Genomic DNA, 21,975 nt, shown 5'->3' on the forward strand with positions numbered 1-21,975 from the left:
TATGAGTAAAGCAGAATCCACGGAGACCACCGCCGAAGACGGTGTTATCCAAAGCGTGAGCGGTCCGGTCGTGAGCGCCCGCGACCTCGACGCCCGCATGAACGACGTCGTCTACGTCGGCGACGAAGGCCTCATGGGGGAAGTGATCGAGATCGAAGGCGACATCACGACCGTTCAGGTGTACGAGGAAACCTCCGGGGTCGCCCCCGGCGAACCCGTCGAGAGCACGGGCGAGCCGCTGTCGGTCGACCTTGGTCCGGGCATGTTGGACGCCATCTACGACGGCGTCCAGCGTCCCCTGGACGTGCTGGAGGGCAAGATGGGCAGTCCGTACCTCGACCGCGGGGTCGACGCGCCCGGCATCGACCTCGAGAAGGAGTGGGAGTTCGAGCCCGCCGTCGAGGTCGGCGACGAGGTCGGCCGCGGCGACGTGGTCGGCGTCGTCGAGGAGACGGTCACCATCGACCACAAGGTGATGGTGCCTCCGGACGCCCTCGACGAGGGCGAGACCACCGAGGTCACCGCCGTCGAGTCGGGCTCGTTCGACGTCACCGAGACGGTGGCGGAGCTCGCCAACGGGACGAACGTCTCGATGCACCAGGAGTGGCCCGTCCGCGAGGCGCGCCCCTCCGCGAACAAGAAGACGCCCCGGACGCCGCTCGTGTCCGGACAGCGCATCCTCGACGGCCTGTTCCCCATCGCGAAGGGTGGAACGGCCGCGATTCCGGGGCCGTTCGGCTCCGGGAAGACGGTCACCCAGCACCAGCTCGCGAAGTACGCCGACGCCGACATCATCGTCTACGTCGGCTGCGGCGAGCGCGGAAACGAGATGACCGAGGTCATCGAGGACTTCCCCGAGCTGGAGGATCCGGCCAACGGCAACCCGCTGATGGCCAGAACCTCGCTCATCGCAAACACCTCGAACATGCCCGTCGCGGCCCGTGAGTCCTGTATCTACACGGGAATCACGATCGCCGAGTACTACCGCGACATGGGGTACGACGTCGCGCTGATGGCCGACTCCACCTCGCGGTGGGCGGAGGCGATGCGCGAGATCTCCTCCCGATTAGAGGAGATGCCCGGCGAGGAGGGGTATCCGGCGTACCTCGCCGCCCGCCTGGCGCAGTTCTACGAGCGCGCCGGCTACTTCGAGAACGTCAACGGGACGGAGGGGTCCGTCTCGGCGATCGGCGCGGTGTCGCCGCCCGGCGGCGACTTCTCCGAGCCGGTCACCCAGAACACGCTTCGCATCGTGAAGACGTTCTGGGCGCTCGACGCGGACCTGGCGGAGCGACGTCACTTCCCGTCAATCAACTGGAACGAGTCGTATTCGCTGTACAAGGATCAGCTCGATCCGTGGTTCGAGAACGAGGTCGCCGACGACTGGTCCGAGAAGCGTCAGTGGGCGGTCGACGTGCTCGACGAGGAGACCGAACTGCAGGAGATCGTCCAGCTCGTCGGGAAGGACGCGCTGCCGGACGACCAGCAGCTCACCCTCGAGGTCGCCCGCTACCTTCGCGAGGCGTACCTCCAGCAGAACGCGTTCCACCCGGTCGACACGTTCTGTCCACCGGAGAAGACGTACCTCATGCTGACGACGATCGAGGCGTTCAACGACGAGGCGTTCGACGCCCTCGAAGCGGGCGTGCCGGTCGAAGACATCATCGACACCGAGGCCGCCCCCCGGATCAACCGAATCGGCGTCCAGGAGGACTACGAGGAGTACGTCGAGGAACTCAAAGTGGAGATCACCGAGGAACTCCGGAGCCTCTACTAACATGAAAGAGTATCAAACTATCACCGAGATCAGCGGCCCGCTGGTGTACGCCGAGGTCGACGAGTCGATCGGCTACGACGAGATCGTCGAGATCGAGACGGCACAGGGGGAGACGCTGCGCGGCCAGGTGCTCGAATCCTCGGAGGGCGTCGTCGCCATCCAGGTGTTCGAGGGCACCTCCGGTATCGACCAGAACGCGTCCGTCCGCTTCCTGGGCGAGACGATGAAGATGCCCGTCACCGAGGACCTCCTCGGGCGGGTCCTCGACGGCTCCGGCCGCCCGATCGACGACGGTCCGGAGATCGTCCCCGAGGAGCGACAGGACATCGTCGGCGCGGCGATCAATCCCTACTCCCGGGAGTACCCCGAGGAGTTCATCGAGACGGGCGTCTCCGCCATCGACGGGATGAACACGCTCGTCCGCGGCCAGAAGCTCCCGATCTTCTCCAGCTCCGGCCAGCCGCACAGCGAACTGGCGATGCAAATCGCCCGGCAGGCCAGCGTGCCCGAAGAGGAGGAGGGCGACGACGACGAGGAGGGCTCCGAGTTCGCCGTCATCTTCGGCGCGATGGGGATCACCCAGGAGGAGGCGAACGAGTTCATGGAGGACTTCGAGCGCACCGGCGCGCTGGAGCGCTCCGTCGTCTTCATGAACCTCGCGGACGACCCCGCCGTCGAGCGGACGGTCACCCCGCGGATGGTGCTCACGACGGCCGAGTACCTCGCCTTCGAGAAGGACTACCACGTCCTCGTCATCCTGACGGACATGACCAACTACTGCGAGGCGCTCCGCGAGATCGGGGCGGCCCGCGAGGAGGTTCCGGGCCGACGCGGCTACCCCGGATACATGTACACCGACCTGGCCCAGCTGTACGAGCGCGCCGGTCGGATCCAGGGCCGTGAGGGGTCGGTGACGCAGATTCCGATCCTCACGATGCCGGGCGACGACGACACCCACCCGATCCCGGACCTGACCGGATACATCACGGAGGGGCAGATCTACGTCGACCCCGACCTGAACAGTCAGGGCCTGCAGCCGCCGATCAACGTGCTCCCCAGCCTCTCGCGGCTGATGGACGACGGGATCGGCGAGGGGCTCACCCGCGAGGACCACGCCGACGTGAAAGACCAGATGTTCGCGGCGTACGCGGAGGGCGAGGACCTCCGCGATCTCGTGAACATCGTCGGTCGCGAGGCGCTCTCGGAGCTCGACAACAAGTACCTCGACTTCGCGGACGCCTTCGAGACGGAGTTCGTCGACCAGGGCTTCGACCAGAACCGCAGCATCGAGGAGACGCTGGAGATCGGCTGGGACCTGCTCTCGATGCTCCCGAAGGACGCCCTCAACCGGATCGATGAGGAGTTCATCGAGGAGTACTACCGCGAGGACGACTCCGAGCGCGAAGTCGTCGAAGCGGCCGACTGACGCGGCTTTCTTTCCGCGCTTTCGCGAGTTCTCGGCCCAATAGCGACGCCGATAGCAGTCGGGTGGCGGGCACTGGCACGTCGCGACTGAAAAGAATTATCCGCTTCGGAGCGGAACGTTTCCCCAATAGATGGCCAAGGACGTCAAACCGACGCGGAAGAACCTGATGGCGATCGAGGACCGCATCGAGCTCTCCGAGCGCGGTCACGACACGCTCGAACAGAAGCGTGACGGCCTCATCATGGAGTTCATGGACATCCTCGATCAGGCGCAGGATGTCCGATCGGACGTGTCCGAGAACTACGAGACGGCGCAACGAAAAATCGACATGGCCCGCGCGATGGAGGGAGACGTCGCCGTTCGCGGCGCGGCCGCGGCGCTGAAAGAGCACCCGGAGATCACGACCCAGTCGAAGAACATCATGGGCGTCGTCGTCCCGCAGATCGAGTCCTCGAAGGTGAAAAAGAGCCTCGACGAGCGGGGGTACGGACTGCTCGGCTCCTCCGCGCGGATCGACGAGGCCGCGGACGCCTACGAAGAGCTGTTAGAGAAGGTCATTCTCGCCGCCGAGGTCGAGACGGCGATGAAAAAGATGCTCACGGAGATCGAGACCACCAAGCGCCGCGTGAACGCCTTAGAGTTCACGCTCCTGCCCCGCCTGTACGAGAACCAGGAGTACATCGAGCAGAAGCTTGAGGAGCAGGAACGCGAGGAGATCTTCCGGCTGAAGAAGATCAAAGCGAAAAAGGAAGAAGAGGAGAAGGCCGAGGCCGAAGCGGCCGCCGAGACCGCCGCGATCGAGGATCCCGAGCCCGCCGACTGACGCGGTCGATCGCCGGCCATACGGGCTTTCACGCGATGTCGTTTGACGTTCGAGACACGTGCCGCTTGCTCGATGGCGGGAGTGCGTGATTCGCTCTCGTCGTGCGGTTGTTTATACGTGATCGAGTGGTGTCGCTAGCGACTGCGTATGCGGCGTTGACGGCGCGATGAATTGGTATGAACCCGGCGTTTATCATTTATGAATCGCGGCTGCTGCGGTGATCACTTTCAACGTCCCGGCCGGGACGGCTCGTGCGGGCGTCGGAATCTCCGACCGGTTGCGGTGTGCCCTCCGAGCATCCGAATCGAGCTCGCTCAGCGACGGGCTTAATCGGTCGAACGCCCAATTCGGAGTGATGCCAGAACAGGCGGGGATGGACGCGTTCGCGCACCTCGGGAGCGAGGTCCGTGCGTCGCTCTCCGAGCAGGGCTTTTCCACGCCGACGGAGCCCCAGCGAGAGGCTATCCCGCCGCTCGCGGCCGGGAAGAACGCCCTCGTGCTCGCGCCCACAGGGACCGGGAAGACGGAGACCGCGATGTTACCCGTCTTCGACGCGATCGTCGCGGCCCGCGACGCGCCGGGCGACCAGCCTCGCGAGGGGCTCTCCGCTCTCTATATCACCCCGCTCCGGGCGCTCAACCGCGACATGATGGACCGGCTGGAGTGGTGGGGCGACAGGCTCGGCGTCGAGGTCGCGGTGCGCCACGGCGACACCACCCGGTACGAGCGGAGCAAACAGGCCGACGACCCGCCGGACGTGCTGATCACCACGCCGGAGAGCCTGCAGGCGATCCTGACGGGATCGAAGATGCGGATCGCCCTCGAAGACGTCGCCCACGTCGTGATCGACGAGATCCACGAGCTGGCCTCCGCGAAGCGCGGCGCACAGCTCACGATCGGGCTCGAACGCCTCCGCCGGGTGGCGGGTCCGTTCCAGCGAATCGGGCTCTCGGCGACCGTCGGGACTCCCGAGGAGGTCGGACGGTTCCTCGTCGGCAGCGGGAAATGCGACCCCGGCCGTCCGGGGGACCGCGAGTTCGAAATCGTTGAGGTAGCCGCGGGGAGTCGCGTCGACGTGCAGGTGCTCGACCCGGAGATCAGCGGGCGCGACGCGACGCTGGCCGGGAAGCTGGCGGTCGACGAGACGACCGCGAGCCACGTCCGGACGATCCGGGAGATCGTCGCCGAAAACGAGTCGACGCTGATCTTCGTCAACACGCGACAGACCGCGGAGGCGCTCGGCTCAAGATTCAAGTCGCTCGCGGAGGGTGAACGCGACACCGAAGGAACGGCAGATCCCACCGAGATCGAGATCCACCACGGCTCGCTCTCGAAGGACGTGCGGATCGACGTCGAGGATCGGTTCAAGACCGGCGAGCTCGACGGGCTGGTCTGTACCTCTTCGATGGAGCTGGGAATCGACGTTGGGCGCGTCGACCACGTGGTCCAGTACGGGAGCCCCCGCGAGGTCGCCCGCCTGCTCCAGCGCGTCGGGCGTGCGGGCCACCGCCGCGATCTGGTCTCGGAGGGGACCGTCGTGACGCGGGGCGGCGACGACACCCTCGAAGCGATGGCCATCGCGCGGCGCGCCGACGCCGAACTCGTGGAGCCGGCCGCGATCCACCACGGGAGCCTCGACACGGTCGCGAACCAAATCGTGGGGATCGTGATGGACGAGGGCGACGTGCACGCCCGCGAGGCCTACGATATCGTCACGAGCGCGTACCCCTTCCGGGACCTCTCGGAGCCGACGTTCCAGGAGATCGTCCGCGAACTGGACGGCAACCGCCTCCTGTGGCTCGAGGAGGAGTCGGACGCACTCGAAAAGTCGGGGGAACGTGGCAGTACTTCTACGCGAACCTCTCGATGATACCCGATGAGTCCACCTACGAGGTGTACGACATGTCCTCCCGGAGACAGATCGGCACCCTCGACGAGCGATTCGTCGTCAACTTCGCCGGGCCGGGCGAGACGTTCGTCCAGCGCGGCGAGATGTGGCGGATCACGGAGGTCGACGAGGAGGAGGAGCGCGTGAGCGTCACGCCCATCCCCGACCCGACGGGCGAGGTGCCGTCGTGGATCGGGCAGGAGATCCCCGTTCCGAAGCCCGTCGCCGAAGAAGTCGGACGGATCCGCGGGGAGGCCGCCGAGGCGCTCGCGGCGGGCTCGACCCCCGAGGCGGTCGCGGGCGATCTGACGGACCGATATCCGACCGACTCGGACACGGTCGCGAGCGCTCTGAAGCCGATCGTCGACCACGTCGACGCCGGGCACCCGGTCCCCACGGACCGACGGATCGTCATCGAGGGGAGCGCCCGTACCGTCGCCGTCAACGTCGCCTTCGGCCACGAGGTGAACGAGACGCTCGCGCGGCTGCTCGCGGCGCTCGTTGGACAGCGAACGGGTTCGTCGATCGGGATGGACGTGGACCCGTACCGGATCGAGTTCGAGGTACCGCACGGCGTCGATCCGAGCACCTTCCGCGAGGTGCTGGAGACGACGGACCCCGACCGACTGGCGGCGTACCTCGAACTCGCGTTGAAGAACTCCGACGCGTTGAAGTTCACGCTCGCGCAGGTCGCCGCGAAGTTTGGGGCGGTGAAACGCTACCGCGAGGGGCGCGGGCGGTTCGGCGGCGACCGCCTCCTCGCGGCGCTGGAGGGGACGCCGGTCTACGACGAGGCGCTGCGAGAGGTGTTCCACGCCGACCTCGCGGTCGCGGAGACGGCGGACCTGCTCGCGGCGGTGCAGTCTGAGTCACTAGAACTCGACATCGCTCGTGAGCGAACCCCCCTGGGGACCGCCGGGCGGTCGTCGGGGACCGAGTTCCTCGTGCCCGAGAACGCCGACGCCGACGTGATCGAGACGATCCGCGAGCGCATCCGAAACGATCGGGTGATCCTGTTTTGTCTCCACTGTACCGACTGGAAGCGCACGACGAAGGTTCGACGCGTCCGCGACCGGCCGGAGTGCCCCGAGTGCGGGTCGACCCGGATCGCGGCGTTGAATCCGTGGGACGACGAGACCGTCGCCGCCGTGCGGACCGACGAGAAGGACGACGAGCAGGAGCGGCGGACGAGGCGCGCCCACCGCGCCGCGAGCCTCGTCCAGACGCACGGGAAGCGGGCGGTGATCGCGCTGGCGGCTCGCGGCGTCGGGCCGCACAACGCCGCCCGAATCATCAACAAGTTGCGCGAGGACGAAGACGAGTTCTACCGTGACGTGCTGCGACAGGAACGCGAGTACGCGCGGACGCAGTCGTTCTGGGATTGAACGGGGATGGCGACTGAACAGTTTATATATGGATTCGTGATGAGTCGGTCGATAGTTTATAAATCGTTTCTGGCGCGGTATCTATTCACATAGCCCCAGTCGCTCGCTTATATGTTGATGACTGTCGATCGGCGGTGAACACTTCCAAAGCCCCAGTCGCGAGGACGGCGCACACTCGTTTCGCGCTTCGGTCGCTCGCGTTGCTCGCTCCCTGCAGTGTCGCCGGCGCTCCACGCCGGCTTCAAGAGGGACCTTCGGTCCCTCCCTGCTTACGTCGTCTGCGCCGTCCTCGCGACTGCCCCTTTGAGTCCCACCCCGCACCGCACAGCCCCGCACCTCACACCTCCCCAGCCTCGTCGGGGCGGCGCTTATAAGCTCCGCCCCGGCTCCCTCGCGCGATTCTGCTCGCGGCCTGTCGGCCGCTCACCGGCGCACGCCACCGCACCGCGCGTTCATTTATAAGTAGTCGAGTAATCGAGTCTTCGTCGCCAGCGATCCGCCCGTTCAGATATCGACTGTCGGATCGCTGCTGGCGTTCAGCCCAACACGGCGAGCGCGAGGAGCATCCCGCCGGCGGCGGCGGGCGGAATGGTGAGATTGTCGTCGACGGCGACGCCGCGGATGATCGGCGGGAGGCCGTCGGCGACGGCGGCGGGGGCGGCTCCCGCGACCGCGACCGCGACGCCGACGTCGGGGCCGAACGCGGGGATCGTGAAGGGGACCGCGAGCCCGAAACAGACGAGGAACATCGCTATCCACGCGGCGGGCCGCTTCGCCTCCGTGGCGTCGTTGTCACCGAGCGCGCCGCTGACCGGGTCGCCGATAGACAGCATCCACATCGCGGGGATCGCGAGCGTCGGTTCCAACAGGAGGACCGCGCCGGTCATGCTCAACTGATACAGCGCGTACCCCGCCAGGGCGTCGGCCTCGTACTCGCGGGTCAGCTTCCGGTAGACGGCGTGGTCGAGTCCGACGACGAGCCGGAGGAACTCCAGGGAGAGAACGATCGCGAGCGCGGCGACGAGGAAGTACCGCGTCTCGGTCCATGTCAGCCAGCCGAGCAGGTACGGGACCGGGTACAGCGTGCCGCCGGAGTGAACCAGCCGCCGCTCGAACTCCACGCGCTCGCGCCATTCCGTCCCCGAAGCGGCCACGATCAGTTCGTCTCGACGTCAGTTTCGACGCGGTCGTACCCCTCCAACACCGCGTCGAACTCGCCGCCCGCCCGGAGCGCGGTCAGCTTCCCGGCCAGCTCGTCGGCGGGAACCCGGACCTGTACCGCGGAGTCGCGCTCGCGGACCGTGACCGTGTCGGGCCCCGATCCCTCGATCCCGTCGCGGTCGACGGTGACGCAGAAGGGGGTGCCGACCTCGTCCTGCCGGCGGTAGCGCCGCCCGATCGAACCGGAGTCGTCGTACGCGACCGCGAGTCCGGCCGCGCGGAGATCGGCCGCGACCTCGTCGGCGAGGCTGACGAGCCGATCGTCGTTGGTGACGAGCGGGAAGACGGCGGCGTCCTGCGGCGCGACCTCGGGTTCGAGCGAGAGGTACGTGCGCTCCTCGCCGTCGACCTCGTCCACCTCGTAGGCGTGCGCGAGCAGGGTCTGGACCGTCCGCCCGACGCCGAAGGACGGCTCGACGACGTGCGGCGTGATGTGCTCGCCGCTCTCGGTCACCGCCTCGATCGAGAAGTTCGCCACGTCTGCGTGGACCTCGTAGGTCTCGCCGGCGTCGCCGTCGCCCCCGACGTCAACCGCGACCGTCTCGGCGTCGAACGCGTCGGGGTCGCGCTCGGCGAGTGTTTCGAGGGCGTCGGCGACCGCGGCTGCGTCACCCCCGAACTCGGGCCCGAGGACGGACATGTCGGGGTCGACGGTCGCGCGTTCGACCGTCTTCGGCTCGTCGTAGCGCTTGAAGACCGTGAAGGAGTCGTCGCCGTACTCGTCGTGTTTCGAGAGGTCGTAGTCGCCGCGGTACGCGAAGCCGGCGATCTCGATCCAGTCGCCGTCGACCTCGCTCTCCGCGTCCCAGCAGTCGGCCGCGTAGTGGGCGCGCTCGCCGGCGAGGTGCTGGCGGAACCGGAACCGGTCCGTGTCGACGCCGACCCGCTCGTACCACTCCTGGGCGACGCCGAGGTAGTAGCCGACCCACGGGGAGCCGATGACGCCCTCGTCGACCGCCTCGCCGATCGTGGTGTCGAGGTAGCCGCCGTCGTCGGCCTCCTGTTCCGTGGCGGGATAGAGCCGAACGTCGACGTCGCGGACGCGGTCGAGCGGCGGCTCGTCGGCCTCGGGATCGATGAACTGCTCCAACTCCGCCTGCGTGAACTCGCGAAGCCGGAGGAGCCCGCCGCGCGGGGAGATCTCGTTGCGGTAGGCGGGGCCGATCTGGGTGATCCCGAACGGGAGGTTTCCGCGGGCGTACTCCTTCAGCCGCGGGAACTCCACGAAGATGCCCTGCGCGGTTTCGGGGCGGAGGTAGCCTGGCTGGCCGTCGCCCGGACCGATGTCGGTCGCGAACATGAGGTTGAACGCCTCGACCGGCTCGCCGGCCAGCGCGGTGCCGCACGACGGACAGGCGATGTCGTTGTCGGCGATCAGTTCCTCGACCTCCGCGCCGGGGAGCGCCTCCGCGTCCTCGACGTCGGTCGCGTCCTCGACGAGGTGGTCGGCCCGGTGAGACTCGCCGCACTCGGGGCACTCGACGAGCATGTCGTCGAACCCCTCCAGGTGGCCGGAGGCCTCGAAGACGGCCTCGGGCATGATCGTCGGCGCTTCGATCTCCCGGTTCCCCTCGCGAATGGTGAACCGGTCGCGCCACGCGTCCTCGACGTTCTTCTTCAGAGCCGCGCCCTGCGGGCCGAACGTGTAGAAGCCGGCGGTACCGCCGTACGCGCCGTTCGACCCGAAGAAGAACCCGCGTCGTTTGGCCAGCTCAACGAGGTCGCCCGCGGCCATCTACAGCCCCTCCAGCAAGTCCACGTCCCGGACGATACCGTCGAGATCGGTGCCGTTGACGAGCGGCACCTGCTCGATGTCGTTGCTGATGAGCTCTTGGGCGACCGCCTTGGCCGTCCGCGTGCCGGAGACGGTGACGAGCTCCGCGGTCATGAAGTGGCGCGTCGCGCCCACGGGAAGCTCCACGTTCCGGGTCGGGAGGTAGCGCGCGCCGGTCGCTTTGATCCCCTCCCAGGACCACTCGGAGTCCTGCTCTGCGATCGAGTCGCCCGTGCTCGCCTCGCCCTCGACGACGCGGGCGACTTCGAGGACGTCGACCTCGGTGAGGATGCCTGCTATCGCGGCGTCGTCGTCGAGCACGACCGCGTACGGGACGTTCGCGAGCCCGATCTCGCGCTCGGCGACCGGCAGCGGCGTCTCGGTGTGGGTCGCGTTGACCGCCCGCGTCGCGAGCCCGCCGACCTCGGTGTCGCCGTCGATCTCGCCGCGGGCGATCGCCCGCACCACGTCGGTGACGGTGCAGATGCCGACGAGCGCGTCGCCGTCGACAACCGGGAGCCGCCGAGAGTTCTCCGCGACCATCGTGGCGGCCGCGTCGACGATGTCGTCGTCGGCCCCGATCGTCGGCACCTCGCGCATCAACAGCGCGAGCTGGTCTTCGTCCGGCTGTTCGATGAGGTCGTCCCGCGAGACCAGCCCGCGGTACACCTCCTCGCCGTCGACGTCTTTCACGACCGGGACCGACGAGAAGCCGTACTCTTGAATGTACTCCAGCACGTCGTTCCGGCTCCCCGGAATCTCGACGACGACGAGATCCGCTCGCGGCGTCATGGCGTCAGATACGTTCATGCACCGTCATTCAGCGTGGCACCTCTTGTATACTGCGAAGGTGGTTGGGGAAGCTCGGCCGCGATCACCGTGATTCCGTGGGCGAGGACGTTTCCGTGGGCGACGAGGGCCCGTCACGTCCGGCGGGACGCCGATCCCGCCCTCGACAGACGCGTTACGTGTTCGGCGAATAGACGCCGATAGCCGACGATCGCCGTTCGATCCACGGACATCTCCGCGTTCGTTCGTCAATTCTCGTCTTGAACCGGAGATCCATCGACGGCGGCCGGTCCCGGTTCGGAACCCTTATACGTAGTGTGAACTATTGACAACCATGTCACGGAGTTCCACTCCATGGGACGACCCGGACCCCGATCACCGTCCGACGGCGCTGCCGACGGATCCGGCCCTCGACGCCGGCGACTCGCCGGACATCATGGCCTCCATCGACTCCTCGTCGTCGCGATCGGAGCTCGTGATCGCGGACGTCTCCCGCGAGAACGCGTGGGTCTCGGTCGACGAGACGGACGCGACCATCCTCGAAGAGTGGTGTTGAGGCTCGATCGTTCATTTATACGTGAACCGTTCCGGTGCGATGACTGCTCGCTAGGTTTCGGTCGCTCGGTTATAAATAGCTGTCACGAAGAGCGCTTTCAACGGCTCAACTACCCGTTTATACGTGATCGCTGACGGCGCAGTGACCACATCCAAAGCCCCAGTCGCGAGACGGGCGGACGCTCGCTGTCGTTCGAAAATCGAAGATTTTCGTGATGACGAGACGCCTCCGGCGTCTCGAACCACGCGCTTCAGTCGCTCACTCCGTTCGCTCCTTCCAGTGTCGCCGGCGCTCCGCGCCGGCTTCAAGAGGGACCTTCGGTCCCTCCCTGCTTACATCGCCTGCGCCCGTCTCGCGCCTGCCCCTTTGAGACCCACCCCGCACCGCTCCGCACAGCACCTCACGCCTCCCCAGCCTCGCGGTTCGCGCTCTCCGAGCGCTCACCGCGTCCCTCGCGGGCTCCTCGCGCTCGCTTATAAGCGAGCGCTCGGAGGCGCAGGGCGAGAGCGAAGCTCTCGCTTGCAGCCGGCGGCGGAGCCGCCGGCGACGCCACCGCACCGCATCGTTACCTTATTTTCACTAACGAATCCCTTCGCCTCGTTCCCACGCCCGAATCAGCGACGCGATCGTCCGACACGTCGGCACGGTCACCCCGAACCGGTCTGCGCGGCCGATCGCGGCCCCGTAGATCGCGTCCACCTCGGTCCGCCGCCCGGCGGCGACGTCCTCGCACATCGACGACCGGTTCGCGGCGGTGTCGGCGACGACGCGTTCGAGGGCGGCGACCGCCCCGTCGCCCGCGAGGTCGACGCCGTCGGCCCGCGCGACCCTCGCCGCCTCGCGTGCGGCCCCGCGGGCGACATCGCCGGCCGGACCGTCGAGCGTCGCGCCGTTCGAGAGCCGAGCGAGCGCCGAGGGCCCGTTTATACCGGCGTTGACCGCGAGCTTCTCGTACCGCCGCCGGGGCATGTCCTCGGCGACCGTCGTCGCGATCCCCGCCGCGTCGAATGCGGCCCCGACCCGCCCGGCGAGCGGATCCGGTCCTCCCGACAGCGCCCCGACGACGACCTCGCCGACCCCCGTACACGTCACCCGACCGGGCTCGGCGAACCGAGCGCCGTAGCTTGCCGTGCCCGCGAGCACCGTCGCGTCGAGCGCCGCGACGAGCCGCTCCTCCGTGAACCCGTTCTGGAGCGAGCACACCGTGCCGTACTCGCCGGTCGCGAGCGCCCGCGCGGCCGCGTCCGTGTCGTACGCCTTCGTCGTGACCAGCGCGAGATCCGCCGATCGATGGGTCCCGTCGGTGAGCGCCCGGGGACGGACGCGGACGTCGACCTCGCCGTCGATCCGGAGTCCGTCCTCGCGGATCCGGCGCATGTGCGGGTCGCGCCCGACGAGAGTGACCTCGTGGGCTCGCGCTAACAGCCCGCCGACGAGGCTGCCGAGCGCGCCCGCGCCGTAGACGAGGACCTCCATATGCCCACGCACGGCGTCGCGGGTGAAAAGGGATGCCGGTCCGAGCCCGGCGGTCGCGTCCGAGCGCGGCTGGGCGCGAACGCGGTGACGGCCGGCTCCGCCGCCTCAGGTCTTCAGTCCGCTCCCGGTCAGCGGGACGACGACGTCGTCGTCGGGAGCGATGGCTCCGCGCGCCCGAAGGGTTCGCAGGGCGGCCGGCGCGACCGCGCTGGTCGGCTCGACGTAGAAGCCGGCGGCGTGGAGCCGATCGAGCTCGCGCTCGGCGGCCGACTCCGTGACCGCGAGCGCGTCGCCGTCAGTGTCGGCGACGGCGTCGAGGATCTCCGCCTTCCGCACTGGATCGGCGATCCGGATCCCGTCGGCCGCCACGTTGACGCGCCCCTCGGGGTCCGCGGCGTGCGGCCCGTGAAGCTCGCGCACGATCGGCGCGACGCCGGCCGCCTGCGCGCCGAACAGGCGAGGTACCTCGTCGATCCACCCCGCGCGTTCGAGCCGCTCGAACCCCAGGTACGCGCCGAGAAAGAGGGTGCCGTGGCCGACCGGGGTCACGACCGCGTCGGGGGCGTCCCAGCCGCGCTGGTAGGCGATCTCGTAGGCGACCGTCGCGGTCCCCTCGAAGAACGCCGGATTCCACGCGTGGCTCGCGTACCACGCGCCGCTCCCGGCAGCCACCTTGACCGCCTCGCCCGCCTCAGCGTCGGATCCTTCGTCGACGCCGTCGATGCCGTCAGCGTCGAGTGCGTCGAGCGCGTCGACGCACGCGTCCGTCACGTCCGCTCGGCTCCCCTCGATCCGAACCGGTTCGGCCCCCGCCCGCCGGATCGCGCGGAGCTTGGCGTCCTTGACGTCCGCGGGGACGTAGATCTCGGCCTCGATCCCGGCTCGGGCCGCGTACGTCGCAATCGCCGCTCCGGCGTTTCCGGAGGAGTCCTCAACGACCCGGTCGACGCCCAACTCGCGGGCGCGGGTCAGCGTCGTCGTCGCGCCACGGTCCTTGAACGAGCCGGTCGGGAAGACGTACTCCAGTTTGAACGCCGCGTTCCAGGCGTCCGAACCGTCTCCCGGGCTGTCGCAGATGCCGTCGTGGTCGTGGTCGTCGCCGTCGTGGTCATGGTCGTCGCCGTCGTGGTCGTGGTCGTCGCCACCGCGAGCGCCGTCGCCGCCCATCGACCGATCGGCGTCGACGAGCGGCGTCATTCCCTCGCCAAGCGTCACCCGATCGGCGGGGTCGTCGCCGACGGCCAGGAAATCCTCGAACGCCCACAGTCCGTCCCGGTCGACCTCGCTCGACACCGCGTCGGGCGGGTCCCGACTCGCCGGGGCCGGCGGGTCGGCGAACGACAGCGGAGCGCCGCACGCGCAGCGCCACCGGTCGCGGTACGTTTCTCCGCAGTCGGGACAGGCGAGCCGTCTCGGGATCGCGGAATCGCCCGCCTCTTCGCGGTCCGGGACCATCAGTACCGGTCGACGTTGGTGCCGACCGAGCAGACGTACTCGCCGGCCGCGGCCTGGGGAAGTCGACGGGTTCGCCAGAAGATCCCGCCGTCGTCGGCGGTCACTCGCGCCTCCAGTCCGCCGAACACGTCGGTCACCTCGAAGAGGACGTCCCCGGCGGAGACGCGCTCGCCGAGCTCTCGTTCGAATCGCACGAGCCCGCCGGCGGGGGAGCCGTACTGGTCGAAGCCGCGGGCCCTGACCTGCTGTTCGAGGTCGGCGTCGCCGTCGAGGAAGCCGTAGTGTCGGAGCACGTTGAACACGCCCTCGACGCCGTACCGGATGGACTCCTCGTCCCAGCCGACGCAGCCCCCGAGCTCGGGGTCAATCGTCGGGATCCCGTGTTCAGGGCCGATCCGCGCGAGCTGGCCGTCGGGTCCCTTGATATCGAGGACGTGCCCGCAGCCGAACACCTTCGCGAGTTCCAGGCAGTCGCCGTGGAGGTGGTGGCGGATCCCGCAGCGAACCCGCGTCTCGTTTATCATCCGGCTGGTCGAACCCTGGTGCAGGTCCAAGATGAGGTCCGCGCGTTTCGCGGCTTGGAACGTCGCGTGTGCGATCCGCTCGCTCGTCGTCCCGTCCTCGTCGCCCGGATACCCGCGGTTCATCTTCCGATCGTCGATCGGATTCCGGTGCTCCGCGACCTGGAACGCGAAGTAGTTGACGACGCCGACGACGAGAACGGTCCCGGCCAACTCGGTCGGGTCGATCCGGGGAACGACGCGGTTGACGACGCCGAGCCCGTTCAGCTCGTCTCCGTCACTGACCGCCTGTACGTACAGCGTCTCGCCCTCCTCGGCACCGTTGACGACGGCGACCGGCAAGCGAACCGGGCTCCCGTCGCGCGTCTCGCCCACTTCGAGACGGCCCGTGTCCGTCTCGCCCGGTTGAGCGCGGGCCGTTCCGAGTGAGATCATTACCGGAGCGTGGGCCGGCGACCCCTTTATCAGTTCGGTCCGCGGCGGTCGCCCGGCACAAGTTTTATCGCCGCATCGACCGACGGATTGGTATCGACGACCGCGCCGTCCCGCCATCGGAACGGCCCGTTCGCAGCGGGCGCGGGGTCACCCCACATGAGCATCGACATCGATCCGCTGTCCGGTACGGCCGGACTCACCGTCACGGACCACATCGAGAACACGCAGTTCGAGGTGTACACCGATCGAGCGGTCGTTCCGACTGCGAGGCCGACCGACGACCACTACTTCCCCGTCGACGCGAGCGTCGCCGTCGAGACCGGCGCGGTCGAGATCCCGCGGGTCGCCGTCGTCGAGACCCGCGGGGACGACGGTGCGCTTCTCACCCGCGGCGACGACTACTGGATGCCCACCGGGACGTACCACGTCGGGATCGATCCCGCACCGACCAAGCTGTATCTGACGTTCGAATCCGCGTTCTCGGTCTCGACGACGGATCGGACGACCCGGATCGACCTCGACTCCCCCGCGGAGGTCACGCTCGGATTCCGGTCGCTCCACCAGGTTCCGGCCGGTACGATCACCACGCCGACCGACCCCGAATCGCTGATGGACGCCGTGTCGCTGCTCGGCTCTGCGCTCCAGACGACGAGCCCTGAGCGATCGTTCCCGACCCTCCGCGGGCACCCGCCGCTCGTCGAGTCCGGCGACGAGTTTCGGGTCCCGGAGCGAGTCGAACCGCTCGACAGCGGCGTCCGGATCGTCGTTCCGGCCGAATACCGGTACCTCTACCCGGTCGTCTCTCTGGCGTACTACTTCGCCGCCGACGTCGTTCCCGGTGACGTCCCCCGAATCGAGGGCGAGGGCTGGTCGTACCCGTTGGAGCCCGATTTCGAGCGTCGGACGGCCGAGGTGCTCCGGCAGTCGTTCCACCTCGACTGTCTCGTTCGCACGGAGGGGTTCTACCCGGTCGACCTCCACGAGCGCGAGACGACCGGCCTCGACCTCGACTGGGAGCGGCTGTACGACCTCCCCCTCGCGGAACGGCTCGGCGCGTACCTCGAGGTCCCCTTCGACCGCGTCGAACCCGAACTCCCCCAGTGGACGCTGACGACCGACGTGCGCCCCGATCCAGAGAACGTCGAAATGCTCCCGTTCGTGGCCGGGGAACTGTCGATCGTCCGGTCCCCGGAGACGGTGACGCCGGTAACCGCGGGCGGGAGCGAACGCGGCGGCGGAGGCGGCGGCATCGGTACCGGGTTCTTCCGAGGAACGGGCCCCGTCGCGGCCCCGCGGCCGGACGCGCGACCGGCCCTCAGTCCGGTCGCAGTCGGCCCGGACGAGTTCGTTCGCGGGGGGACCGACGTCTCGGTGTCCCGCGGTGCGGACGCCACTGATGACCGCGGGGCGGTCCCGACCGACGCGGACTTCGTGCGGCCCGATCCGGTGGACACGGTCGAGCACGCGTGGGTGGGCGAGGGCGTTCCGCTGGACGCGAACAAGGCAACGCTCGACGCGTATCACCGACGGCTGGAGGAGGGCGCGGTCGAGCAGTCGCGGATCTCGGTTCTCGTGGTGTGTAACGACGAGCAGATGCGCGAGGAGGGCGAGGTCGCGAACCTGTACGGGTTACGCGACATGGTCCAGTTCGACATCGAGGTGCGCCACGACCTCACTCGCGAGGAGATGCGCGAGGTGCTCTGCTCGGACGTCGACTTCCTTCACTACGTGGGTCACGTCGACGAGCGGGGCATGCAGTGTACCGACGACTACCTCGATCTCACCGCCGAAGACCTCGACGTCGGCGTCAGCGCCTTCCTACTCAACGCCTGTCAGTCGTACCAGCAGGGAGAGGCGCTGATCCACCGCGGATCCCGCGGCGGGATCGTGACTCTCTCAGACGTGGCGAACTCGCCGGCGACCCAGCTCGGTCGAATCATCGCACGGCTGATGAACAGCGGATTCAACCTTCGAACCGCGCTCCACGTCGCGAAGCGGGAGCTGATCACCGGCAACCAATACATCGTCCTCGGTGACGGGGGGACGACGATCTGTCAGAGCCGAAGCGGGGTGGTCGCCGCCGTTACCGTCCACAGCGAGAACACGCCGTGGAACGTGTCCGTCAAAGTGTATCCGAACGGCCCCTACGGATCGGGCACGCTGACGACTCCGAATACCGAGTCAAGTCCGTCCAATTACTATGTTCCGAGTGAGATAGCGCTAACTAATGTCACTGAATCGCAACTAGAAAAGTTTCTGAGTTTGGAGGTACTTCCCGTATTTACGCAGTCGGGGTTGGTGTGGAGTGACGAGTTCGATTGATCAGGGACCAGCCACCGACGCCAGTGCGTTCGCCGACGCGGGTGCCGCCTGCGTCAGCAGGAGGAGCGCGGTGAACAGGACGCCGGCCATTTTCGGGTGCTCTGCCACGTAGTCTGCTACACTTTCGTGCATATTACACGAGATAGCGCGTGTAATTAAATCTGAAATCATTTTGCGATGACTATTGTTATATATTTGAATATTCAAACAAATGAAATAATACGGGAGACCGGCGCTCCCACCGGGTTGTCGCTCTCGTCCCCCACCGACCGGTGGCTTAATGCCGGTTTCGGCGGAGTGATTCGACATGAGCGAGCCCGACGACGTCGACCTCCTCGACCCGTTTCGGCAGTTCTTCTCGCTGCGTCGGGACGTGCTCGTGCTGTCGCTCGCGATGTTCGCGTTCAGCCTGGGATTCCAGATGACGAGCCGGTACGTCCCGGAGTACATGAGCGCCTTGGGGGCGGGCGCGTTCGTCATCGGGCTGTTCGGGACCGTCGGCAACGTCATCGGCGCGGTGTACCCGTACCCGGGCGGTCGGCTCTCGGACCGGATCGGATCTCGGATCGCGCTCACGCTGTTCGGGGTGCTGTCGAGTCTGGGGTTCGCCGTCTGGCTCGTCGCCCCGACCCTCGGCACGATCACTGTCGGGGGCGTCGTGTTCGAGCCGTGGATCTGGATCTTCGTCGGGCTCTTTCTCGCGCAGGCGTGGAAGTCGTTCGGGCTCGGAGCAACGTTCGCGATCGTCAAGCAGTCCGTGCCGCCGGAGCGACTGGCGCGCGGGTTCGCGAGCACCGAGGTGTTCCGCCGGACCGCGTTCCTGATCGGCCCGCTGATCGCGGCCGGCGTGATCCAGTACGTTGCGGAGTTCACCGTGAGCTTCCAGTACGTGCTCGCGATCGCGCTGTTCTTCGGCGTCGTCGCCACCGCGCTCCAACACGTTCTGTACGACGCCAGCGAGGACACGCTCGGGAAGGAGTTCGAGGGCATCCACGAGATCGCCGACGATCTCCGGAACCTCCCGCCGGAGCTCCGTCCACTGCTCGTCGGCGACACGCTCGTCCGGTTCGCGAACGGGATGGTGTACGTCTTCTTCGTCATCGTGATCACGCAGTTTCTGGAGGTCGGCCTCGATATGGGCCCGCTCTCGTTGTCGCCGGCGGCCTTCTTCGGCGTACTGCTCGCGATCGAGATGCTCGTCGCGCTCGTCTCGATGCCCCCCGCGGCGCGCGCCGCGGAGTCCGTTGGCCTCAAACCGGTCGTCGCGATCGGATTCCTCGTCTACGCCGTCTTCCCCGCGCTGCTCATCAGCGTTCCCGCCGACACGCCACTGACCGCACCGCTCGTCGTCCTGCTGTTCGCGTTCTCGGGGCTCCGGTTCGCCGGACTTCCCGCACATAAGGCGCTGATCGTCGGTCCCGCAGAGCGCGACACCGGCGGCCGCGTCTCAGGATCGTACTACCTCCTCCGCAACGCGATCGTCATCCCGAGCGCGGCGCTCGGCGGGCTGATATACGGCGGCTTCTCGATCCCGACGACCGATATCGCGTTCGAAGGAAGCCCAGTCCTGTCGTTCGGCCTCGCGAGCGGGATCGGACTCGTGGGGGCCGCGTACTTCGCGCTGTTCGGCGAGGAGTACGACGCGTACGCGTGACCGCTGGCGGAAGCGCGCTGCTGGCGGAAGTACGCAGCCGGCGGAAATGCGCCACTGACGGAAGCGCGCCGCGAGCGGTTCGACCGCCCCGTCGATTTTTTGCCCTCCCGCGACCGAGAAGTCCCCATGACCGACATCGAGGCCGCGATACGCGACGCGTTCGAGCACACCGACTACGACCTCGGCGACGTCGCCGTCAACCGACGACAGGTCCGGGTTCCGGTGCTACAGGAGGGAGCCGACCCGGACGCGCTCCGAGCCGTGATCGAGGAAGCGCTCGGCGCGGACGCCGTCGTCGCCGCGACGGTGACCACGGAGACGATCGACGGCGAGGACGCGATCGGTACCGTCGTGTCGTTCCAGCACCGCCCGTGAGGCCGGCCGTTCGGGAGTCCTCGCCGTCGGAGTCTCCAACCATGAGGATCCCTCACGCGGTACGGTTAACCGTTCGGTGCTCGTATCGGGAGAACAGACGATGACGTCCGACGACGGACACGACGACGCGAAATACCTCGCCGGGTCGCCGATTCGGGTCGAGATACTCAGAACCCTCCGCAGCGACCCGCGGCGACCCGCGGACTTGACGGCCGCCGTCGACGCGACGCGCACGACGGTCCAGCGGATCCTCGCCGGATTCCGCGACCGCGACTGGGTCGTCAAACGCGGGGCCGCCTATCGCGTGACCCCGACCGGAAAGCGGGTTCACGACGCCTACGAGTCGCTGCTGGACGAGGTCCACCGAGCCGCCCGGTTCGGGCAGTTCGCGGCCGACCTCGAACGCGTCGGGGCGGACGTTCCGCCCTCGGTGCTCGACGCCGGCGAACTGACGGTCGCCGCGGACAGGAACCCGCTTGCGGCGGTCGATCGACTCACCGAACTGTTACGCGAGTGCCGCGGAGACGAGATCCGGGCTGTCTCGCCGGTCGTCATCCAGCAGTTCAACGAGGCGGCCGCCGACGCCCTCGACGCGGGTGCCGATATCGAGCTCGTCATCGACCGCGACGTCGTCGAGGCGTCGATCGCGGAATTCGGCCCAGCGACGGACAGGGCGCTCGACGACGACGGAGCCACGGTGTACGTCTCGCCGACGCCCGTCGAGTACGGTCTCTTTCGATACGGCGATCTCGCCTGCGTGACGGCGTACGACCGGCGAAACAGCCCCCGATGCGTGCTCGAATCCACGGACTCGACGGTCGTCGAGTGGGTCGACGAACGGCTCGAATCATTCGTGGCCGACGCGAAACGCCTCTCCGCTGTCGTCGAGAGGGCCTGACCCGACTACGTCTCCGTCGGTCCGAAGCGGCCGTCTGCCGCTGCCCCGGTCGCTCACTCCTCCGACGCGCCCGAGTCGTCGGCGTCGTCCGTGCGTTCTTCCGGGTCGAAAGCGTCGTCCGTGCGTTCTTCCGGGTCGAAGTTGGCGGGGACGACCGTCGGGTGGTCGATACCGACGGACGGGGTGCTCGCGCTCATGGCTGTGTCTGCTCGTAGGCACCACACAACCTAAAAATTACCCATGTGCATAACGCATCCCGCGACTGCGGGGGTATGTTCGCGGGTTATCTTCGTTGTCGAGTTCGATTCCGCGACCGTCGCTACTGGAACTCCTCGTCGTACAGGTCCTGTGCGTGTTCGATCGCGTCCTTCGCCGCCGCCTTGTCCTCCCACCCGAGTGTCTCGACTTCCTTGCCCGCTTCGAGGTTCTTGTACGTCGAGAAGAACTCGTCAATCTCGTCGCGGGTCTGCTGGGGGATATCCTCGAGGTCTTCGATGTGATCGAATCGGGGGTCCTCGGTCGGGACTGCTATCACCTTGTCGTCCTGCTCGCCGTCGTCGTCCATCTTCATCATGGCGACGGGGCGAGCCTGCACGACGCACCCGGGGAACGTCTGGTCCTCGACGAGCACCATCACGTCGAACGGATCCCCGTCGTCGTAGTACGACTGCGGGATGAACCCGTAGTCGTACGGGTAGTGGACGTTCGAGTGGAGCACCCTGTCGAGCACGACGCCGGGGATGTCTTTGTCGTACTCGTACTTGTTCCGCTCACCCTTGAGACACTCCACGACCGCGTAGATCTCGTCCGGTGCGTTCGGTCCCGTCTCGAGATCTTCCCAGAGGTTGACCATGTGGCCGATACTCGGACCAAGTCCCGCAAAGTCCTTTCGGGTTCGACTCGTCCCGATCCGCCGCCTGTAGCGCCTGCAGCGTCCCGCCGATCCGCGTTCGGAAGTGCCGGCGAGGGTCGAGCCTCGCGAGGATCGCAGCCTCCCGATGGCCGCAGCCTCCCGATGACCGCAGCCTCCCGATGGCCGCAGCCTCCCGATGACCGCAGCCTCCCGATGGCCGCAGCCTCCCGATGACCGCAGCCTCCCGATGACCGCAGCCTCGCGACGATCACGACCCCGCGACAGCCGCAACCCGGATATTATTGCCTGGTGTCACGGATACCGGATCCGGACGTCTCCGCGAAAAA

At 67.6% G+C, this 21,975-nt stretch carries 17 protein-coding genes and 1 pseudogene; 9 read left to right on the forward strand and 9 right to left on the reverse strand.

What is annotated here, in order from left to right; translation table 11 throughout:
* The first annotated feature begins 1 nt into the window (after nucleotide 1).
* From ACFQEY_RS00350 to ACFQEY_RS00365, 4 genes and pseudogenes are all read left to right on the forward strand, one after another.
* Nucleotides 2-1,777 carry a V-type ATP synthase subunit A gene (locus tag ACFQEY_RS00350; RefSeq protein ID WP_379763634.1) on the forward strand — a complete coding sequence of 592 codons (1,776 nt, stop codon included), beginning with the start codon at nucleotides 2-4 and terminating at the stop codon, nucleotides 1,775-1,777.
* A 1-nt stretch (nucleotide 1,778) separates the two neighbouring features.
* The gene (locus tag ACFQEY_RS00355; protein ID WP_379763636.1) at nucleotides 1,779-3,203 is read left to right on the forward strand and encodes a V-type ATP synthase subunit B; all 1,425 of its coding nucleotides are present in this window, start codon (nucleotides 1,779-1,781) and stop codon (nucleotides 3,201-3,203) included.
* A 130-nt stretch (nucleotides 3,204-3,333) separates the two neighbouring features.
* Nucleotides 3,334-4,026 carry a V-type ATP synthase subunit D gene (locus ACFQEY_RS00360; RefSeq protein WP_379763638.1) on the forward strand — a complete coding sequence of 231 codons (693 nt, stop codon included), beginning with the start codon at nucleotides 3,334-3,336 and terminating at the stop codon, nucleotides 4,024-4,026.
* A gap of 355 nt (nucleotides 4,027-4,381) precedes the next feature.
* Nucleotides 4,382-7,299: pseudogene (locus ACFQEY_RS00365) on the forward strand (DEAD/DEAH box helicase).
* A 536-nt stretch (nucleotides 7,300-7,835) separates the two neighbouring features.
* Here the strand turns inward: ACFQEY_RS00365 and ACFQEY_RS00370 are convergent.
* The 3 genes from ACFQEY_RS00370 to ACFQEY_RS00380 are packed head-to-tail and all read right to left on the reverse strand — an operon-like array spanning nucleotide 7,836 to nucleotide 11,104.
* Nucleotides 7,836-8,453, reverse strand: coding sequence for a dolichol kinase (locus ACFQEY_RS00370; RefSeq protein ID WP_379763640.1), 618 nt, complete (start codon nucleotides 8,451-8,453; stop codon nucleotides 7,836-7,838).
* Nucleotides 8,454-8,455: 2 nt separating this feature from the next.
* Nucleotides 8,456-10,255, reverse strand: a complete 1,800-nt coding sequence (gene glyS, locus ACFQEY_RS00375; protein ID WP_379763642.1) for a glycine--tRNA ligase — start codon at nucleotides 10,253-10,255, stop codon at nucleotides 8,456-8,458.
* On the reverse strand, nucleotides 10,256-11,104 hold the full coding sequence (locus ACFQEY_RS00380) for a CBS domain-containing protein (protein ID WP_379763644.1): 849 nt from the start codon (nucleotides 11,102-11,104) through the stop codon (nucleotides 10,256-10,258).
* Nucleotides 11,105-11,417: 313 nt separating this feature from the next.
* Between ACFQEY_RS00380 and ACFQEY_RS00385 the strand changes: the two genes are divergently transcribed.
* Nucleotides 11,418-11,639: a DUF7556 family protein gene (locus tag ACFQEY_RS00385; protein WP_379763646.1), complete on the forward strand. Its 222-nt coding sequence runs from the start codon at nucleotides 11,418-11,420 to the stop codon at nucleotides 11,637-11,639.
* 579 nt (nucleotides 11,640-12,218) lie between these two features.
* Here the strand turns inward: ACFQEY_RS00385 and ACFQEY_RS00390 are convergent.
* The 3 genes from ACFQEY_RS00390 to ACFQEY_RS00400 all read right to left on the reverse strand — a co-directional run bounded on the left by ACFQEY_RS00390 (nucleotide 12,219) and on the right by ACFQEY_RS00400 (nucleotide 15,526).
* A complete protein-coding gene (locus ACFQEY_RS00390) occupies nucleotides 12,219-13,115 on the reverse strand; it encodes a ketopantoate reductase family protein (RefSeq protein WP_379763647.1) in 897 nt (298 codons plus the stop codon).
* A 105-nt stretch (nucleotides 13,116-13,220) separates the two neighbouring features.
* On the reverse strand, nucleotides 13,221-14,570 hold the full coding sequence (locus ACFQEY_RS00395) for a pyridoxal-phosphate dependent enzyme (RefSeq protein ID WP_379763649.1): 1,350 nt from the start codon (nucleotides 14,568-14,570) through the stop codon (nucleotides 13,221-13,223).
* Complete coding sequence (locus tag ACFQEY_RS00400) at nucleotides 14,570-15,526, reverse strand: succinylglutamate desuccinylase/aspartoacylase family protein (RefSeq protein WP_379763651.1); 957 nt, start codon at nucleotides 15,524-15,526, stop codon at nucleotides 14,570-14,572. The genes ACFQEY_RS00395 and ACFQEY_RS00400 overlap by 1 nt, the downstream gene beginning before the upstream one ends.
* Nucleotides 15,527-15,682: 156 nt before the next feature.
* Between ACFQEY_RS00400 and ACFQEY_RS00405 the strand changes: the two genes are divergently transcribed.
* A complete protein-coding gene (locus tag ACFQEY_RS00405) occupies nucleotides 15,683-17,848 on the forward strand; it encodes a caspase family protein (protein WP_379763653.1) in 2,166 nt (721 codons plus the stop codon).
* Here ACFQEY_RS00405 and ACFQEY_RS00410 read toward each other — a convergent pair whose 3' ends face one another.
* Complete coding sequence (locus ACFQEY_RS00410) at nucleotides 17,849-17,980, reverse strand: DUF7503 family protein (protein WP_379763655.1); 132 nt, start codon at nucleotides 17,978-17,980, stop codon at nucleotides 17,849-17,851. It lies immediately after the preceding gene.
* 175 nt (nucleotides 17,981-18,155) lie between these two features.
* Between ACFQEY_RS00410 and ACFQEY_RS00415 the strand changes: the two genes are divergently transcribed.
* The 3 genes from ACFQEY_RS00415 to ACFQEY_RS00425 all read left to right on the forward strand — a co-directional run bounded on the left by ACFQEY_RS00415 (nucleotide 18,156) and on the right by ACFQEY_RS00425 (nucleotide 20,775).
* Nucleotides 18,156-19,502: an MFS transporter gene (locus ACFQEY_RS00415; RefSeq protein ID WP_379763657.1), complete on the forward strand. Its 1,347-nt coding sequence runs from the start codon at nucleotides 18,156-18,158 to the stop codon at nucleotides 19,500-19,502.
* A gap of 126 nt (nucleotides 19,503-19,628) precedes the next feature.
* Nucleotides 19,629-19,877, forward strand: a complete 249-nt coding sequence (locus tag ACFQEY_RS00420) for a hypothetical protein (RefSeq protein ID WP_379763659.1) — start codon at nucleotides 19,629-19,631, stop codon at nucleotides 19,875-19,877.
* A gap of 100 nt (nucleotides 19,878-19,977) precedes the next feature.
* Nucleotides 19,978-20,775 (forward strand): helix-turn-helix transcriptional regulator, encoded by a 798-nt coding sequence (locus tag ACFQEY_RS00425; RefSeq protein ID WP_379763661.1) that lies wholly within the window; start codon nucleotides 19,978-19,980, stop codon nucleotides 20,773-20,775.
* A gap of 53 nt (nucleotides 20,776-20,828) precedes the next feature.
* Here ACFQEY_RS00425 and ACFQEY_RS00430 read toward each other — a convergent pair whose 3' ends face one another.
* Both ACFQEY_RS00430 and ACFQEY_RS00435 read right to left on the reverse strand, forming a co-directional pair.
* Nucleotides 20,829-20,972: a hypothetical protein gene (locus ACFQEY_RS00430; protein WP_379763663.1), complete on the reverse strand. Its 144-nt coding sequence runs from the start codon at nucleotides 20,970-20,972 to the stop codon at nucleotides 20,829-20,831.
* Between the two features lie 122 nt (nucleotides 20,973-21,094).
* On the reverse strand, nucleotides 21,095-21,628 hold the full coding sequence (locus ACFQEY_RS00435) for an inorganic diphosphatase (RefSeq protein WP_379763666.1): 534 nt from the start codon (nucleotides 21,626-21,628) through the stop codon (nucleotides 21,095-21,097).
* Nucleotides 21,629-21,975 lie beyond the last annotated feature (347 nt).

The organism is Halorubrum trueperi, from assembly GCF_042662525.1.
Taxonomy (GTDB): domain Archaea; phylum Halobacteriota; class Halobacteria; order Halobacteriales; family Haloferacaceae; genus Halorubrum; species Halorubrum trueperi.

What these genes read in the sequence shown, in the direction of transcription:
- ACFQEY_RS00425 (WP_379763661.1), top strand. Translation starts at nt 19,978, where the DNA reads ATGACGTCCGACGACGGACACGACGACGCGAAATACCTCGCCGGGTCG.
- ACFQEY_RS00405 (WP_379763653.1), top strand. Translation starts at nt 15,683, where the DNA reads ATGAGCATCGACATCGATCCGCTGTCCGGTACGGCCGGACTCACCGTC.
- ACFQEY_RS00400 (WP_379763651.1), bottom strand. Translation starts at nt 15,526, where the DNA reads ATGATCTCACTCGGAACGGCCCGCGCTCAACCGGGCGAGACGGACACG.
- ACFQEY_RS00415 (WP_379763657.1), top strand. Translation starts at nt 18,156, where the DNA reads ATGAGCGAGCCCGACGACGTCGACCTCCTCGACCCGTTTCGGCAGTTC.
- ACFQEY_RS00355 (WP_379763636.1), top strand. Translation starts at nt 1,779, where the DNA reads ATGAAAGAGTATCAAACTATCACCGAGATCAGCGGCCCGCTGGTGTAC.
- ACFQEY_RS00350 (WP_379763634.1), top strand. Translation starts at nt 2, where the DNA reads ATGAGTAAAGCAGAATCCACGGAGACCACCGCCGAAGACGGTGTTATC.
- ACFQEY_RS00420 (WP_379763659.1), top strand. Translation starts at nt 19,629, where the DNA reads ATGACCGACATCGAGGCCGCGATACGCGACGCGTTCGAGCACACCGAC.
- ACFQEY_RS00430 (WP_379763663.1), bottom strand. Translation starts at nt 20,972, where the DNA reads ATGAGCGCGAGCACCCCGTCCGTCGGTATCGACCACCCGACGGTCGTC.
- ACFQEY_RS00385 (WP_379763646.1), top strand. Translation starts at nt 11,418, where the DNA reads ATGTCACGGAGTTCCACTCCATGGGACGACCCGGACCCCGATCACCGT.
- ACFQEY_RS00435 (WP_379763666.1), bottom strand. Translation starts at nt 21,628, where the DNA reads ATGGTCAACCTCTGGGAAGATCTCGAGACGGGACCGAACGCACCGGAC.
- ACFQEY_RS00390 (WP_379763647.1), bottom strand. Translation starts at nt 13,115, where the DNA reads ATGGAGGTCCTCGTCTACGGCGCGGGCGCGCTCGGCAGCCTCGTCGGC.
- ACFQEY_RS00360 (WP_379763638.1), top strand. Translation starts at nt 3,334, where the DNA reads ATGGCCAAGGACGTCAAACCGACGCGGAAGAACCTGATGGCGATCGAG.
- ACFQEY_RS00410 (WP_379763655.1), bottom strand. Translation starts at nt 17,980, where the DNA reads ATGCACGAAAGTGTAGCAGACTACGTGGCAGAGCACCCGAAAATGGCC.
- ACFQEY_RS00380 (WP_379763644.1), bottom strand. Translation starts at nt 11,104, where the DNA reads ATGAACGTATCTGACGCCATGACGCCGCGAGCGGATCTCGTCGTCGTC.
- glyS (WP_379763642.1), bottom strand. Translation starts at nt 10,255, where the DNA reads ATGGCCGCGGGCGACCTCGTTGAGCTGGCCAAACGACGCGGGTTCTTC.
- ACFQEY_RS00395 (WP_379763649.1), bottom strand. Translation starts at nt 14,570, where the DNA reads ATGGTCCCGGACCGCGAAGAGGCGGGCGATTCCGCGATCCCGAGACGG.